The following is a 15,624-nucleotide window of genomic DNA, read 5'->3' on the forward strand; positions in this document are numbered from 1 at the left end:
GGGTGAGCTAGCCCGTGGGGCGATGCGCGTCGAGGCCGAGTGGGGGGCCGAGCCTCACCGCATGCACCGGGAGCCAGACCACGAAGCGCGCTCCTCCGGTATGGACGCCGTCGAGGAACATCGTGCCGCCGTGGCGCTCGACGATCTGGTAGCTCGTCGCGAGCCCCAGGCCGGTGCCCTTGCCCACGCCCTTGGTCGTGAAGAAGGGCTCGAACAGGCGCGCCTGATGCTCGGCGGCCACGCCCGGCCCGCTGTCCGTCACGGTCACCTCGATCCGATCGCCCGCCGTTCGCGCCGCCACCGCGACCGTCCCGTCGGCGCCGACGGCGTCCAGGGCGTTCTGGATGAGGTTGTGCCAGACCTGGTTGAGCTGTCCCGGCTGGTAGGTGATGCGCGGGAGCGGACCGACCTCGACCGTGACGTGCACGCCCTCGGGCAGCCGGCGCGAGAGGAGCGTGGCGGTCGCGCGGAGCCCCTGGCTCGGATCGTCGAGCACCATGTCCGGAGCGTCGCCGCGGATGAAGGAGCGCAGGTCCGCGTGCACCTGCCGGACCCGCTCCATCGCCGCGCGCATCATGTCCGTCGCGTCGCGGACGTCGGCGGCGGTGGTCGCGACGTCCAGCTCCGCGCACCGCCGTCGCAGCGCGTCCACGTCCGCGGGGGTCGCCTCCTCCGCGGCCCGCGCCACTCCGAGGAGGCCGTCCATCGAGGCGCGCAGCGGCTCGAGGTTGTTGTGCAGGACGTTGAGCGGGTTGTTGATCTCGTGCGACAGGCCGGCGAGGAGCCGCCCCAGCGCGGACAGCTTCTCCGAGGCGACCAGCCGTGACTGCGCGTCGCGGAGCTGCTCCAGCGTGCGCTCCACGTCGGCGTTGCGCTTGGCCAGCGCGTGCGACGCGTCGAAGGCGTCGCGCACGAGCCGGCCGCGCACCCAGACCATGATGGTCGCGATCATCCCCGCGCTGCCGATGTAGAACCCCACCGCCACGTAGTCGGCGGCCTCGCGCATCCCGGGCCAGAGCGCGAACCCCGCGCACATGACGGCGACGAGCCACGAGAAGAGCCCCGCCGCCCACCGCGTCGGCCAGGAGAACAGCGCCCCGACGCCCCAGAAGTAGAGCGAGAACCCGAACACGTAGGCCGGGAAGTGCCGGACGTGCGGGAGCATGAGCGCGATGGTCGCGCCGCTGTACGCCAGCTCGGCCGCGACCCACGTCCGCAGCGCGCGGGTGGTCCCGACCCGGCGGACGACGAGCACCACGGCCCACGCCACGGCCGCCGCGGCGAGCCGCATGGCCGTGAAGGGGTTCAGGAGCGCCGGCTCGAGGTACGCGTCGAACGCGATCCAGAGCGGGACCAGCACGCCGGTGAGCACGACGGCGGTGGTCCCCTCCCAGCGCTCCCGCTGGAGGGACGCCGCCTCCCAAGCTGCCGCGACGTCGAGGCTCGCCGGCTGGGACGCGGACACCGGAGCTCCGAGGCTACGCAGCGTCGATCCCGCCGCGCTCGAGGCGACGGTCGCGGGCGGCGCGGATCTGCTCGTCGATGATCCGCTCGAGCGCCTCGCGATCCCACGGCTTCATCACGACCGCGGAGGCGAGCCCCGAGCGCGCCGCCGCCGCGAGCTCCGGCAGGTCCGGGTACCCGGTCACGAGGATTCTTCCGACGGTGGGGTGGTCGCGCTGGAGGTGCGCGAGCAGCTGCAGCCCGTTCATGCCGGGCATGGCGTAGTCGACGAGGGCGACGTCGAACGGGCCGGCGGCGAGCGCCGCCAGCGCCTCGTCGCCGGACAGCGCGAGCTCGGCGTCGTACTCCGCGCGGAACACGATGCGGAACGTGCGGAGGTTCGCGTGGTCGTCGTCGACCACGAGGATCCTGGGCTTCGCGGCGGCCGCGGGAGTCACCCGCGCAGGATAGCGGAACCTGCCGGCTGCGCCGAGGGGCCCGACGTCCCAGGCAACAGGGACGTCCCAGGCGGCCGATCGCCGGCTCGCCCTTCCCCGGCGGATCAGCGCTCGCCCGCCGGCTCGTGGCGGAAGAACAGCGCGCCCAGGGGCGGCAGCGTGAGGGACAGCGAATGGAGCCGCCCGTGCGCGCCCACCGGCGCGGCCTCCTGCCCGCCCAGGTTCCCCCACCCGCTCCCGCCGTAGCGCTGCGCGTCGCTGTTCAGGACCTCGCGCCAGAAACCGCCGCGCGGCACGCCCACCCGGTAGTTCGGGCGGGCGACGGGGGTGAAGTTGAGGACCACGAGGATCTCCGGGTCGCCCTCCCGCCCCTTCCTCAGGAACGAGAGCACGCTCGCCTCGGCGTCGTTGGCGTCGATCCACTCGAAGCCCGCCGGCTCGAAGTCGCGGACGTGCAGCGCCGGGTTCTCGCGCATGAGCCGGTTCAGATCCTCGACCCAGGTCCTCACCCCCGCGTGCCCCTCGATCCCGAGGAGGTGCCAGTCGAGGCTCCGCTCGTGGCTCCACTCCTGCCCCTGCGCGAGCTCACCGCCCATGAAGAGCAGCTTCTTCCCGGACTGCGCCCATTGGTACGCGTAGAGCAGGCGCAGGTTCGCGAGCTTCTGCCAGGCGTCCCCCGGCATCCGGCCGAGCAGGGAGCGCTTTCCGTGAACCACCTCGTCGTGCGAGAGGGCGAGCACGAAGTTCTCCGAGAAGGCGTACATCATCCGGAAGGTCACCTCGTTGTGATGGAACTTCCGGAACACCGGATCGTGGCCCATGTACGCGAGCGTGTCGTGCATCCAGCCCATGTCCCACTTCATCCCGAAGCCCAGGCCGCCGACGTAGAGCGGGCGGGACACCATGGGCCAGGAGGTCGACTCCTCCGCGATCGTCTGGACGTCCGGGTACTCCGCGTACACCACCTCGTTGAAGCGGCGCAGGAAGTCGATCGCCTCGAGGTTCTCGCGGCCGCCGTACTTGTTCGGGATCCACTCACCGTGCTTGCGCGAGTAGTCCAGGTAGAGCATCGACGCGACCGCGTCCACGCGGAGCCCGTCCGCGTGGTACGCGTCGAGCCAGAAGAGCGCCGAGGAGAGCAGGAAGCTCCGCACCTCGTTCCGCCCGTAGTTGAAGATGAAGCTGTCCCAGTCCGGGTGGTGTCCCTGGCGCCGATCGGCGTGCTCGAAGAGGTGCGTGCCGTCGAAGTAGGCGAGGCCGTGCTCGTCGGTCGGGAAGTGCGACGGCACCCAGTCCAGGATGACGCCGATCCCGCGCTGGTGGAGCGTGTCCACGAGGAACATGAAGTCCTGCGGCGTCCCGTAGCGGCTCGTGGGCGCGAAGTAGCCCGTCGTCTGGTAGCCCCATGAGCCGTAGAACGGGTGCTCGGTGACGGGGAGCAGCTCGACGTGGGTGAAGCCCAGGGCCGCGACGTGATCGGCGAGGAGCGGCGCCAGCTCGCGGTAGGTGAGCGGCCGGTTCCCCTCCTCGGGCACGCGGCGCCACGAGCCCAGGTGCACCTCGTAGACGCTCATCGGGCTCGCGAGCCCGTTCCGCTCGCGGCGCGCGCGCATCCACGCGTCGTCGCCCCACGCGTAGGCGAGGTCCCAGACGATCGACTGCGTCCCCGGGGCCGTCTCGTGCATGAAGCCGAACGGGTCCGCCTTGTCCACCGCGTAGCCGCGCTCCCGCGAGCGCAGGTGGTACTTGTAGACGGCCCCCTTCCCCACGCCGGGCAGGAAGCCCTGCCACAGGCCCGAGTCGTCGATCCGCCGGAGCGGGTGCCGCTCCTTGTCCCAGCCGTTGAAGTCCCCGATGACGCTCACCCGCTCGGCGTTCGGGGCCCACACGGTGAACGACGTCCCCGCCGCGCCGTCGATCGTCTGCGGATGCGCACCCAGGGTGCGGTAGGCGCGGTGGTTCGTCCCCTCGTTCCAGAGGTGCCGGTCGAGCTCGCCGGGTCCGCCGCGCGCGAGCACCGCCCCCGGCGCCCCGCCTTCCCGCGCCTCTCGCGCCGCCGCTCGCGGCGCCTCCCTCGTTCCCTTGGTCGGCAACGCGTCCTCCCGCTCCCGGGCTCCGGCCTCCGCCGCGCCGAGCAGCTCGGCGATCCCTTCCAGCGGCAGCCGGACCCAGTCCGGCCGGTTGTTGAGCTCGTAGGCGAGCTCGTACAGCGCCTTCTCCGTGAGGTACAGCGCGAGGAGCTCCCGCAGCTCCCCTCCCGCGGGCAGGAACCGGGCGCCTCGGGCGGCGTCCAGGTACGCGCGCAGGAAGCTCGCGGCCACCCACGCGTACCACACCCGGGCCCACGCCTGCGCGTGCGCCGCCTCGCCCGGCGCGGCGTCCGGCCGCTCCGCGCGGCGCGCCGGGCCCGCGTGCGCCGCGTAGTGGAGCGAGCGCACCATCCCCGCGACGTCCCGCAGCGGAGACGCCTTGGCGCGCCGCTCCGCCATCGGTCTCGCGGGCTCCCCCTCGAAGTCGATCACCACGTAGTCGCCCCCCGTCCTGAGCACCTGGCCGAGGTGGAAGTCACCGTGCGTCCGCGTCCGCAGGGCGGTCAGCGGCCGGTCGAGCACCCAGCGGAGGCCAAGCTCGAGCTCGTCCTCGCGCGCGAGGACGGCCTCGGCGCGCGCGCGCACCTCGGGCGGGAGCACGTCGCGGCGTCGCCGCAGCAGCGCGAGCGCGGCGCGGACCTGCGCGCGGGCGCCGTCGTGGAGCCGGCGACGGTCCTCGCGCGAGAACGGCTCGGGGCGGAACGCCTCCTCGTCCACGCCGCGCGCGAGCGCGAGGTGCAGCTCCGCCGTCCGGCGGCCGAGCAGCGCGGCGGCGTCGAGCGACGGCGCGGCGAGCGCGCGGAGCTCGGGAGGCGGCGCGACGCCCGCGAGCTCCACGAGCGCGGCGGCGGGGGCCGCGGGGGGCGCGCGGCCGGCGGCGCGATCGAGGAACGCGCTCAGCTCGGCGAGCGTGAACTCCCACGCGTCCCCCCGGTTCGGGACGAACGCCTGGAGGAGCGCGAGGACGTGGGGCTCGCCGCCGCGCGGCCGGTACTCCACCGCGCCGAGCACCGCCGGTACGTTCGGGAACGCGGCGCGCTCGGTGAGGTAGGCGCCGACCTCCAGCTCCGGGTTCGGGCCGGCCTCCGTCCGCCGGAAGAGCTTCAGGATCATCCGATCCCCGAAGCGGATCGAGGTGTTGCTCTGCTCGCCGCCCAGGGGCGTCGGGACGAGCTCCTCCACCCCCTCCGAGCGCCGCGCGAACGCGCGCGTGGACCAGGCGACGATCTCGCCCCCCCGGCCCTTCAGCGTGCGCCCGTGGGCGATGGCGTCGAGGAGCGCCCGCGAGAACGCCGGATCGCGATCCGTGGCGTACAGGACGCCCTGCTCACCTCCGGCCTCGAGCAGCGCCACCTCCGAGCCAGGCCAGGCGCCGTGGACCCTGTCGGCCCACGGGCCGGGCGCGAACGCGAGCGGGAGCGAGTACACCTCCGGCGCCGAGTCCCCGTAGCTCACGCGCAGGAAGACCAGGCGCGACGCCCCTGGCCCCGGCCCCACCGGCGCCGCGTCGAGGAGCTCGACCCGCTGGATTCGCCGGGCCTTTCCGCCGAACCAGCGGCGGCCGACGAGGTAAGGCGGCAACGCCGCCTCCAGGCCCGCCCGCCCCGGGCCGTGCAGGAGCTCGTCCCACGGTCCCGTCGTCGTGAGCCTCGAGAGCGAAGCGTCCATCCTCTCCTCGCGCCGTTCACATGAAGTAGTCGAAGTCCCGCTCCGTCCGGACGCGCCGGCGGATGCGGAAGATCTGGGCGGGGGCGCTCCGCGGATCGAGCTCCACGTAGTTCCGCGCGCCGTGCCAGAGGTAGCGCCCGTCGCCGAGCAGGTCGTGGACCTGGTACGGCTCGTCGCGCGAGAGCCCGAGGAGCTCGAGCGGGAGCTCGAGCCAGCCCGCGTGCACGTGGTGCGGATCCAGGTTCACCACCACGAGCACGAGGTCGGCGAGGTCCTCGGTCGCCTTCGAGTACGCGAGGAGCTGCTCGTTGTCGATCCGGTGGAACGTCAGCCCCTCGTTCGACTGCAGGGCCGGGTTCTCGTGCCGGATGCGGTTCACCCGGGCGACGAAGTCGCGCAGGCTGTCCGCCCGCTCCAGGTCCCAGTGGCGGAGCTGGTACTTCTCCGAGTCGAGGTACTCCTCGCTGCCGGGGCGCACCGCGCGGGCCTCGAGGTGCTCGAAGGCGGGGCCGTAGATGCCGTAGCTCGAGGCCAGCGTGGCCGCGAGGACCAGCCGCGCCTGGAAGGCCGGGCGCCCCCCGTACTGCAGCGGCTCGGGGAGGATGTCCGGCGTGTTGGGCCAGAAGTTCGGCCGGAAGTACTCCTTGGCCTGGGTGCGCGTGAGCTCGGTGAGGTACTGCGTGAGCTCCCCCTTGGTGTTGCGCCAGGTGAAGTACGTGTACGACTGCGCGAAGCCGGCCTTCGCGAGGTGCGCCATCACCTTGGGCCGGGTGAAGGCCTCTGCGAGGAAGACGAGCTCGGGCCGCGCGCGGCGGGCCTCAGCGATGAGCCACTCCCAGAACCGGAACGGCTTCGTGTGCGGGTTGTCCACGCGGAAGATGCGCACCCCCTCCTCCGCCCAGTGCTCCACGACGCCGAGGAGCGCCGCCCAGAGCCCCCGCCAGTCGGGGTTGTCGAACTCGATGGGGTAGACGTCCTGGTACTTCTTCGGCGGGTTCTCGGCGTACTGGATGCTGCCGTCCGGCCGACGGTGGAACCACTGCGGATGCTCCTTCACCCAGGGATGATCCGGCGAGCACTGGAAGGCGAGGTCCAGCGCCACCTCGAGGCCGAGCTCCCCCGCGCGCGCGACGAGCCGCCGGAAGTCCTCGATCGTCCCGAGGCGCGGGTGGAGGGCGGTGTGCCCGCCCTCGGGTCCGCCGATCGCCCAGGGGCTGCCGACGTCTCCGGGGGAGGCCTGCGGCGCGTTGTTCGGACCCTTGCGGTAGGCGTGCCCGATGGGATGGATGGGGGGCAGGTAGAGGACGTCGAAGCCCATCGACGCGACGTCCGGCAGCCGGTCGAGGACGTCCTGGAAGGTGCCGTGCCGCCCGGGCTCCTGGGACGCCGAGCGGGGGAAGAGCTCGTACCAGCTGCTGAAGCGCGCCCGCTCGCGATCGACCGACACCGCCAGCTCGCGCGGATGACGCGCGGCGTGGGCGCGATCCGGGTGGCGTGCCACGAGCTGCCGCAGCTCCGGGTCGAGCGCTCGCCGCACCCGCGCCTCCAGCGGCTCGTCCCCGCGCAGCGCCGCGGCCCACCTCCGCAGCCGCGCCGCGGCCTCGTCCGGCGCGCGCGACGCCGCCTGCTCCACGAGCTCCGCCCCGACGAGCAGATCCACCGGCTCGACTGCGGCTGCCGTCGCCTTCTTCGCGAGCCCGTGCTCCCAGGTGGCGAACGGATCCAGCCACGCCTCGACCGTGTAGCGGTAGGGCTCGAGGGCGTGGACGCCGAACGACGCGCGATAGCGATCGTTGCCGAGGGGCACCATCGGGAGCTCCGTCCAGGCCGGATCGCTCTCGCGCCGGTAACGGAGGACGGCCGCGAGCGACTCGTGCCCGTCGGTGAACACGTCCGCCTCGACGACGACCTGCTCTTCCACGGTGCGCTTGATCGGAAAGCGCCCGCCGTCGATCTCGGGCGTGACGTTCTCGATGACGACCCGGGGCGGGCGCTCGGTGGCCGGCGGAGAGGCCGGCCGCGAGCGTGCGCGCTCTTCCATGTCCACCTCGCGGTGCGGTGTCCGACGGCAATGTGTGGGCGCTACGGCGCGGCGCGCACGGCGCACGGCGGTGGAGCGGGCGAGCCTCGTCCCGGTCCCGCGCCGGGCGAGGCCCGGGGCGCACGCGAGCGGACTGCCGTCCCCTCGGCCCGATCAGCGGCGGGCCGCCGCGTCGAGCGCGGCGAGGAGGTCGCGGTGCGACGCCGCGAACGCCGCGCCGCGCGAGCGGAGCGCCCGCGCGAGAGCCCCCGGCACGTCCAGCGCGCGGGCTCCCCGGACCCGATCCGCGTGCTCGCGCCGCACGCCGTGCGGGATGCGCAGCGACCAGTTCTGGTCCGACACCGTGCCCGGGACGTTGTAGGGCGCGCGGGACCCGAGCAGGTCGGTGAAGTAGACCATCACGTTGCGCGCCGGGCCGACGAACAGCTCCGCGAAGCGCGCCTGCGCGAGCGCGGCGGGATCGGCGGCGACCGAGCGGATCCACGCGGCGCGGTCCTCGCCCTCCGCGAGGAGGCGCGAGGCGAGGTACGCCGCCTGCTCCCCCGAGCCGCCCGACCCGACCCACCGGTCCGCCACGCTCCAGATCGTCGGGGTGTCGTGACTCCCGAGCATGATCCAGTCCTCGGGCGCGGCGTTCTCGCCGCGGTAGACGTCGGCCGCGTCGTCGAGGCGCGCCTTCTGCGTGACGCGGAACCGGCCGAGCCCGTGGCGCGCCGCCACCCTCGAGAGCGGGTACGGCAGCGTGCTCAGGATCTCGCAGGCGACGTCGCGCCGGTCGGGCGCGGCCTCCACCACGAGGTCGAGGAGCGCGGCGTGGCGCGCGACCTGCTCCTCTTCGAGCGCGACCACCCACCCGTCCGCGTGGCGCTGCAGCTTCCGGTCCAGCTGCTCGGCGCGCGCGATGGCGAACCCGGCGAGGTCGGGCACGTCGGGGGAGCAGAAGAGCCGCGCGCCCGCCCGCACCGCCGCGGCGGGGTCCCCGCCCGCGCGGTACACCCACGGCGCGACGAGGCCGTGCGGGTGATCCACCCGCAGGCCGTCGTGCTCGCTCATCACCTTCCGGACGCGCGCCCGCAGGAACCGCGCGGCGGGGCCCTCCTCGCGCACGCCGGACGCGTCCACCTCTGCGTACGCGCGGGGGTCGAGGACCGCGAACCCCCAGGCCTGTCCGCCCGGATCCGTGCGGCTCGGCGGCGCGCCCATGAGCCACCCGTCGAGGAGGAAGCGCTGCGCGGCCCAGGCGTCCCGCTCCGACATGCCCACCTGGAAGTCGGCGAAGAGCGCGAGCCCGAGCGACCGCGCCCGCGCCCGGAACGCGGCGTGCTGCTCGTGCGCGAGGAGCTGGACGAGCGCGTACGCCTCCACCTCGTCCCGGTGCCGGCCGAGCAGCTCCTCTCGCCGCGCCGCCGCAGCCGCTTCCGCGCCCGGCGCGGGTGCGAGCAGGGACCGATCCGCCGCGCTCGGCCACGCGCGCCAGGTGGCGCCCCCGTGCGACGCCTGGAGGATCTCGTAGAGCGCGTCGCGGACGAGCCAGTCGGCGTGCTCGGCCCGGAAAGCGTCGAGCCGGCGCGCCAGGTCCGCGGCCGAGCCGCGGGCGCCCGCGGCGCGCTGCGCCCGGAACCGCCCCGCCGCCTCGGCGAGAGCGCGCCGCGCGGCCTCGAAGGCGTACCCGTAAGCGACGCGATCGCCGCGCGGCCGCCCCTCCACGAGCGCCGCCAGGGTCTCGGCGCGGAGCAGCTCCGCGCCTTCGGGGCGGGTGAGCGGGAGGAGCGCGATGGACAGCGGGCTCCGCGAGAAGAGCGTCCCGTCGTACGGCGAGGGGTTGCAGGCCGAGGTGGCGCCCGACGGCCCGAGCTGAAGCCCGTCGAAGCCGAGCTCGGAGGCGAGCTCGAGCAGCTCGACAGCGCCCTCCGCGCACGGAGTACCGCGCCCGATGTCCTCCGAGGGGTGCGCTGGGAAGGCGGCGTCGTGGACGCCGAGGAGGAGGCGGCGAACCCCGAGCGCGTCGAGCGCCTCGCGGACGAGCCGGCGGGCGGGTGAGGACAAGGCGCCGGAAGGCTAGCACGGGGGACGTGAAGGGCCCTCGCACGGCGACTGGGCGTGGGAGCCGGCGGGCGGACGCTTCGGCGCCGCAAACCGACTACGGTCACCGCCGGCGACTCGACCGCGACCCCGACCGCGACCTCGACCTCGACCTCGACCTCGACCGCGACCTCGACCGCGACCCCGACCCCGACCCCGACCCCGACCCCGACCCCGACCCCGACCCCGACCCCGACCCCGACCCCGACCCCGACCCCGACCCCGACCGCGACCCCGACCCCGACCGCGACCCCGACCGCGACCCCGACCGCGACCCCGACCGCGACCCCGACCGCGACCCCGACCGCGACCCCGACCTCGACCCCGACCTCGACCCCGACCTCGACCCCGACCTCGACCCCGACCTCGACCCCGACCGCGACCGTTAGAAATTTCCGCTCGTCCCGAGCGTAGCGCCGTCCTGAGCCTGGCGAAGGACGGCGCGGAGTCGAGGGGCGACCCCGACCGCGAGGACGTGAACCGCTCAATCAGCCGCCGCGCCGGGCTTTGCCCGTCACGGCGGCTGCAGCGCGTGGTCCTCGTGAATGGAGGACGGGTTCGAGCTTGGGCGTTTGGCATCGCGCCTCCTGTCCGGGGTGAAGGAGGCGCGATGCCAAACACCGTTCTCGTCCCGCTGAAGCCCGATTCCGGTCACTCTTCCCCCACCCTCACTCCCTCCCCCTCCCCCTCTCCCTCTCCCTCTCCTTCTCCCTCCCCCTCTTCCTCTCCCTCTTCCTCTCCCTCTCCCTCTTCCTCTCCCTCTCCGTCACCCTTCCCCTTCCAGACCCTCGACGTCTACCGCTGCGCCCGAGAGCTCGCGGTGCGCGTTCACCGCGCCCACCTCTCCGACGCGGAGCTCCGCGATCAGGCCACCCGCGCGTCCAAGAGCGCGTTCCTGAACCTCAGCGAGGGACTCCCCGACGATCGCGTCGCCATGCGGCGCAAGTACTTCCTCGCCTCCGACGGCTCGCTCCACGAGGTCGTCGCGGCGGTGGATCTCGCAGCCGCCATCGGGGCGGTCCAGGAGACCGACGCAGCCGAGATCCTCGCCCTCGCCGACCGGCTCCGGGCCATGCTGCGCGGGCTGCTCCGCAGGGCCGCCACGCGTTGAACGCAGCACGAGGCGCGGTGACCCGAGCGAGGTCACCGCGCCGCTCCGGTCTAGCGCACCAGCCCCGTCAGCATCGCCACGAGGCGGTCCGCGATCCGGGCGACCTCCTCCGCGTGGGCGGCGGAGGTGTCCCCGCACAGCGCCGCGATCTCGACCGCCGCCGCGGCCTCGACGGTCTCGGCGCGGGCGATGGCGAACGCGCGGGCTTTGTCGCCCCTCGTCACTCGCCCGGCGCCCTCCGCCGTGTTGAGGCAGGCGGACTTGGCCGAGCGGACGGCCTCGTCACGGAGCTTCGCGTCGCGGATGGGCGAACCGAGGACGGCGAGGAGCAGGTCACGCGCGACGGCGAACGCGTGAAGCTTGTGGTGAGGGAGGACGCGGACGGGGGAAGAATTGCGGGAGCGGGAGGAGGGGACGGTGGAGCGGGCTGCGTCTGCAAGGGAAGCGAGGTTGTTGGCCATGGGGCGGCTCCTTTCACCCCCGGGAGAAGGAGCCGCCCCATGACCAACGACTGTGAGCCCCCGGACGAAGACCGTCCGCCCGAACGGCGCGTGGACCCGAGAGCCGCAGGCGCAGTGCCACCCACCGGTGGCACGAGCCTGCCCGGGATGAGAGCGCCGTTCACGACCAGTGACCGCGACCGCGACCGCGACCGCGACCCCGACCCCGACCCCGACCCCGACCGCGACCCCGACCGCGACCCCGACCCCGACCCCGACCCCGACCCCGACCGCGACCCCGACCGCGACCCCGACCGCGACCCCGACCGCGACCCCGACCGCGACCCCGACCGCGACCCCGACCTTGTCATTCGTCACATCGGTTCGCGCTGGACTCGGGACGAGGTGCCGACCGCGCGCCCGCGGTGGGCACGCGCGAGGGAGCAGTACGAGCCAGGGAAAGGGGCCTACGAGGGGGCCGGAGGGCCGGCGTCGCCGCGCGTCCGCCGCGTCGCCGGAAGACGCTGCGGTCGGCTTTGCTCCCGTTCCGCCGACCGCGGTCACGTTGCCCACAAGCCCTGCTGAATGGCAGCTGGCGCGGCGCCGGCGTACCCCGTCCGCTCGGAGGCGCTCTCACGCCGGAAACGATCCATGTGCTCGCGCCCGTAGGTCTGTTCGGCGTGCAACAGGTTGTGCGACCTGCAGGCGACCCGGAGATTCTCGAGCGTCGAGAGACCGCCCAGGGCCTGCGGGTGGATGTGGTCGAGCTCCAGCTGCCAGCGGCTGTTGCAGCGCCGCCCGTCCGGAGCGACCCAGGCGCAGCGTCCCCCGTCGCGCTTCCAGACCTCGCGCCGCACTATCGCCGGGATCGTGCTCGTGGGCGCGGCGGGCTCGGCAGAGGGCCGTGGGTCCCGGTCCGCCTTCCGCTGACGCTGCAGCTGCGGCGCGACCGCGCCCTTGCGCTTGCCGTGCTTCTCGATGGCGCAGCGGATGGCCTCGCGGAGCACCGCCGCGAGGTCGCCGTCCGGGATCTTGTGCGAGAGCAGCGCGGCGAGCGTCTCGAGGTCCTCCTTGCAGGACGCGTCGATGGTGACCCGCAGCGACCAGCCGCTCTCGCTCACGGCGCGGGTCTCCGCCCGCGTCTTCGGGCGGGGAACGTCGGGCAGCGCGGAGACCGTGGGCGGCAGCGACCCACCAGCAGCCGCTGGCGGCGCGGGGATCGCCTCCTGCGGCTCGGCAGGTCCGGCATGGACTGTCGCCAGCGGCAGCGCCGGGGCGCTCGCGGCTGGAGCGCGGTCGGGCAGCTTGCGCAGGCCCGCCCGCGGAGCGGTGCGCGCCTGGAGCGAGGCGACGAGGTGATCCACCTCGGCCTTGGTGCGGTAGGCGGCACGGCCGACGAGGTCGGGCAGGTTCTCCTCGGTCAGCACCTGGCCGAGCAGCTGGACGGTGGAGATGCAAAGGCGGCCATCCCGAAGCGCGCCCTCGAGACTGGGGAACCGGCGCAGCACCCGCATCGCCTGGATGCGTCGCCCCGCAGCGCCCTCGCGCAGGTGGAGCACCTCCAGGCAATACGCCCAGAGCGAGGGGTACCCGGCCTCCACGTACGCGCGGCGGCGATCGAACACCTCGAGGTGGAGGAGGAACTCGACCTGGACGTCGCGCTCCTGGCCGGCGAGCTCGCGCAGGCGCTGGGCGAGCAGGGTCGAGTCGAGGGCGGAAGGGGCGACAGCGGGCATGGTGCACCTCCTTGTGCACCGTTCGTAACACGCGATTTGCGGCTCTCCTGGAACGCACCAGGCTCGCGCCTGCGCTGCGTTCCGGGCCCGCCCCTTCGCCATCCACGCGGTGCGCCGGACGCGCACGGCGCGGCCTGCCTGCGCTCGCGAGGAGCGTGCTCTCGACGTGCCGCGGACGTCGAAGCACGTTTCGCCTCGAACCTCGTCAAGAGGGCAACGTTCACCCACCGCAACTGGGACTCGCGTGGCTCGGCAAGAGCTGTCGCTGGAGATAGCAGGGACTCGTAGTGAATGCCGCCGTCGGCCGAGCGGCGCGCAACTTCCTCGGACCTGCTCTGCCCGCTCGTCCAGTCCTCGCGCCGACGGCGACGAAGACCCGCCGCGTGCCATGCCCGAGGCGCGCCGGGAACCGGGCGTTTCTCCCCTCGACGCCCGAGCCCTCTGCGTCGAGCGGCGGCACACAACCCCGCGCGCGCGCGTGCTGTCGCCGTGGGATGTGACGAATGAAGAGACCCCGACCCCGACCCCGACCGCGACCGCGACCCCGACCGCGACCCCGACCGCGACCCCGACCGCGACCCCGACCGCGACCCCGACCGCGACCCCGACCGCGACCCCGACCGCGACCCCGACCGCGACCCCGACCCCGACCCCGACCGCGACCCCGACCGCGACCGCGACCCCGACCGCGACCCCGACCGCGACCCCGACCCCGACCCCGACCCCGACCGCGACCCCGACCCCGACCGCGACCCCGCGACCTCGACCGCGACGACCCCGACCGCGACCCCGACCGCGACCCCGACCGCGACCACGACCGCGACGACCCCGACCGACCGACCCGAGGCCGGTCATCCCGAGCCCTTCGACTCCGCGGTCTCCGCCCTCACCCGCCCGACGGCGGTCGCGGCGCCGGCTTCGGCGTGCCCTCGGGGTTCGCCGGGATCCCGCTCATCACGTGCTCGGCGAGGGCGGTGATGGTGAGCGACGGGTTCACGCCCAGGTTCGCCGGGACGAGGCTGCCGTCCGCGACGTAGAGGTGCTCGTAGCCGAAGACCCGCCCCCCGCTGTCGCAGACGCCCTCCGCCGGCGAGGCGCCCATGGTCGCGCCGCCCAGGATGTGGGCGGTGCTGGAGGCGCCGAGGAGCACCTCGTGCAACCCGCTCTGCGGCACGCCGTCCATCTTGCGCGCCAGCCGCCGGGCGAGCGCGTTCGCGAGGGGCATGTACGTCGGCGGCCGCTGCCCGTCCGAGAGCGCCGTGGTGAGCGCCCTCCCCCACGGACGCCGCGCGAGCCGCAGGCGCATGTGGCTCGAGAGCGGCTGCATGACGAGCAGCACGGCGGTGCGACGCGCCCAGCCGAACGGCCAGTGCGCGCGCAGGAAGTCGAGCGGGTGGCGGAACGCGTTGCCGATCCAGCGCAGCCAGCGCGGCCAGGGCGGGCCGTGGCCGGTGAGGTGCGTCGAGAGCAGGGCCATGGCGTCGTGGCCGGCGCCGTAGCGGACGATCTCGACGTGGGTGTCGTCGTCCGCGTCCACGCCGGAGGTGATGGCGATCCCGCGGCTGTAGTCGACGTCGCCGCGCCGCGCGGTGACGGCGAGCAGCGCCTCGCTGTTCGTGCGCACGTAGTCGCCGAGCCGGTCGCTCAGGCGCGCGAGGCTGCCGCGCTCCTTGCATCCCAGGAGCAGGCTCACGGTCCCGAGCGCGCCGGCGGAGAGCACGACCCCGCGCGCTCGGAGCACGCGCGAGCCCACGGAGAGCGGGCGCGTGGAGCGGACGGTGCGCACCTCGTAGCCGCCCTCCGGCATCGGCCGGACGTCGGTGACCTTGGTCTCGGCGTGGATGACGCACCCGCGCCGCTCGGCGAGGAAGAGGTAGTTCCGGTCGAGTGTGTTCTTCGCGCCGTGCCTGCACCCCGTCATGCAGCCGCCGCACAGGGTGCAGCCAGTGCGCGCGGGGCCCTCGCCGCCGAAGTACGGATCGGGATCGGTGCGCCCCGCCTCGCCGCCGTAGTACACGCCGACCGTGTGGCGCGCGAACGTGCTCCCGCGTCCGGTCTCCTCCTCCACGGCCTCGCGGAGCAGCTCGTCCGCGGGGAAGGTCTCCCGCGCGGGCCTCGCGCCCAGCATGAACCGGGCGGTCGCGTAGTGCGGGGCGAGCTTCTCGCTCCAGTCCTCGCTCCCGGGCCAGCGCGGATCCCGGAACGCGCGCGCCGCCGGGACGAGGAGCGTGTTCGCGTAGACGAGGCTGCCGCCGCCGACGCCCGCGCCGTGCAGGACGAGCACGTGCTTCAGGACGGAGATCTGCTGGATCCCGTAGCAGAGCAGCCTCGGCATCCACAGCGACTTGCGCAGGTTCCAGTTCGTCGCGGCGAAGTCGTCTTGCCCCCAGCGCTTCCCCATCTCCAGCACCGCGACGCGATAGCCCTTCTCGGAGAGCCGCAGGGCGGAGACCGCCCCGCCGAAGCCGGAGCCGATGACGATGAAGTCGTAGTCGAGCGCGCTGGGCACGCGCGAAGTCTGCCTCAGCGTGGCCCGGAGCGCGAGCGGGTGCCCT

10 protein-coding genes and 1 pseudogene are annotated in these 15,624 nt (G+C 74.1%); 3 read left to right on the top strand and 8 right to left on the bottom strand.

Annotated features, from left to right (window positions below; translation table 11 throughout):
- Nucleotides 1–7 precede the first annotated feature (7 nt).
- From ANAE109_RS23605 to ANAE109_RS15755, 5 genes are all read right to left on the bottom strand, one after another.
- Nucleotides 8–1,465 carry a sensor histidine kinase gene (locus tag ANAE109_RS23605; RefSeq protein ID WP_012097880.1) on the bottom strand — a complete coding sequence of 486 codons (1,458 nt, stop codon included), beginning with the start codon at nt 1,463–1,465 and terminating at the stop codon, nt 8–10.
- Nucleotides 1,466–1,478: 13 nt separating this feature from the next.
- Nucleotides 1,479–1,901 carry a response regulator gene (locus tag ANAE109_RS25340; RefSeq protein ID WP_012097881.1) on the bottom strand — a complete coding sequence of 141 codons (423 nt, stop codon included), beginning with the start codon at nt 1,899–1,901 and terminating at the stop codon, nt 1,479–1,481.
- Nucleotides 1,902–2,005: 104 nt separating this feature from the next.
- Nucleotides 2,006–5,659, bottom strand: coding sequence for a 1,4-alpha-glucan branching protein GlgB (gene glgB, locus ANAE109_RS24645; RefSeq protein WP_012097882.1), 3,654 nt, complete (start codon nt 5,657–5,659; stop codon nt 2,006–2,008).
- A 16-nt stretch (nt 5,660–5,675) separates the two neighbouring features.
- Nucleotides 5,676–7,700 (bottom strand): alpha-1,4-glucan--maltose-1-phosphate maltosyltransferase, encoded by a 2,025-nt coding sequence (locus ANAE109_RS15750; RefSeq protein ID WP_012097883.1) that lies wholly within the window; start codon nt 7,698–7,700, stop codon nt 5,676–5,678.
- A gap of 153 nt (nt 7,701–7,853) precedes the next feature.
- Nucleotides 7,854–9,746 carry a 4-alpha-glucanotransferase gene (locus tag ANAE109_RS15755; protein ID WP_012097884.1) on the bottom strand — a complete coding sequence of 631 codons (1,893 nt, stop codon included), beginning with the start codon at nt 9,744–9,746 and terminating at the stop codon, nt 7,854–7,856.
- 26 nt (nt 9,747–9,772) lie between these two features.
- Here ANAE109_RS15755 and ANAE109_RS15760 point away from each other — a divergent pair, with 26 nt between their 5' ends.
- Complete coding sequence (locus ANAE109_RS15760) at nt 9,773–10,171, top strand: hypothetical protein (RefSeq protein WP_041448401.1); 399 nt, start codon at nt 9,773–9,775, stop codon at nt 10,169–10,171.
- A gap of 407 nt (nt 10,172–10,578) precedes the next feature.
- Nucleotides 10,579–10,893 (top strand): annotated as a pseudogene (locus ANAE109_RS25830) (four helix bundle protein); the annotation flags it as partial.
- 50 nt (nt 10,894–10,943) lie between these two features.
- On the opposite strand, the gene ANAE109_RS15770 reads toward ANAE109_RS25830, so the two are convergent.
- The gene (locus ANAE109_RS15770; protein WP_041448403.1) at nt 10,944–11,354 is read right to left on the bottom strand and encodes a four helix bundle protein; all 411 of its coding nucleotides are present in this window, start codon (nt 11,352–11,354) and stop codon (nt 10,944–10,946) included.
- Between the two features lie 147 nt (nt 11,355–11,501).
- On the opposite strand from ANAE109_RS15770, the gene ANAE109_RS25570 reads away from it, so the two are divergent.
- On the top strand, nt 11,502–11,918 hold the full coding sequence (locus tag ANAE109_RS25570) for a hypothetical protein (RefSeq protein ID WP_041448404.1): 417 nt from the start codon (nt 11,502–11,504) through the stop codon (nt 11,916–11,918).
- On the opposite strand, the gene ANAE109_RS15780 is transcribed toward ANAE109_RS25570, so the two are convergent.
- Entirely contained in the window at nt 11,894–13,069 is a 1,176-nt protein-coding gene (locus tag ANAE109_RS15780; protein WP_012097887.1) for an HNH endonuclease, read from the bottom strand. The genes ANAE109_RS25570 and ANAE109_RS15780 overlap by 25 nt on opposite strands.
- Before the next feature lie 886 nt (nt 13,070–13,955).
- A complete protein-coding gene (locus ANAE109_RS15785) occupies nt 13,956–15,578 on the bottom strand; it encodes a GMC oxidoreductase (RefSeq protein ID WP_012097888.1) in 1,623 nt (540 codons plus the stop codon).
- Between the last annotated feature and the right edge of the window lie 46 nt (nt 15,579–15,624).

The sequence above is a fragment of the Anaeromyxobacter sp. Fw109-5 genome (assembly GCF_000017505.1).
GTDB lineage: Bacteria > Myxococcota > Myxococcia > Myxococcales > Anaeromyxobacteraceae > Anaeromyxobacter.

Coding starts and splice junctions, on each gene's coding strand:
- ANAE109_RS15770 (WP_041448403.1), bottom strand. CDS start 11,354: ATGGCCAACAACCTCGCTTCCCTTGCAGACGCAGCCCGCTCCACCGTC.
- ANAE109_RS15780 (WP_012097887.1), bottom strand. CDS start 13,069: ATGCCCGCTGTCGCCCCTTCCGCCCTCGACTCGACCCTGCTCGCCCAG.
- ANAE109_RS25570 (WP_041448404.1), top strand. CDS start 11,502: ATGAGAGCGCCGTTCACGACCAGTGACCGCGACCGCGACCGCGACCGC.
- glgB (WP_012097882.1), bottom strand. CDS start 5,659: ATGGACGCTTCGCTCTCGAGGCTCACGACGACGGGACCGTGGGACGAG.
- ANAE109_RS15750 (WP_012097883.1), bottom strand. CDS start 7,700: ATGGAAGAGCGCGCACGCTCGCGGCCGGCCTCTCCGCCGGCCACCGAG.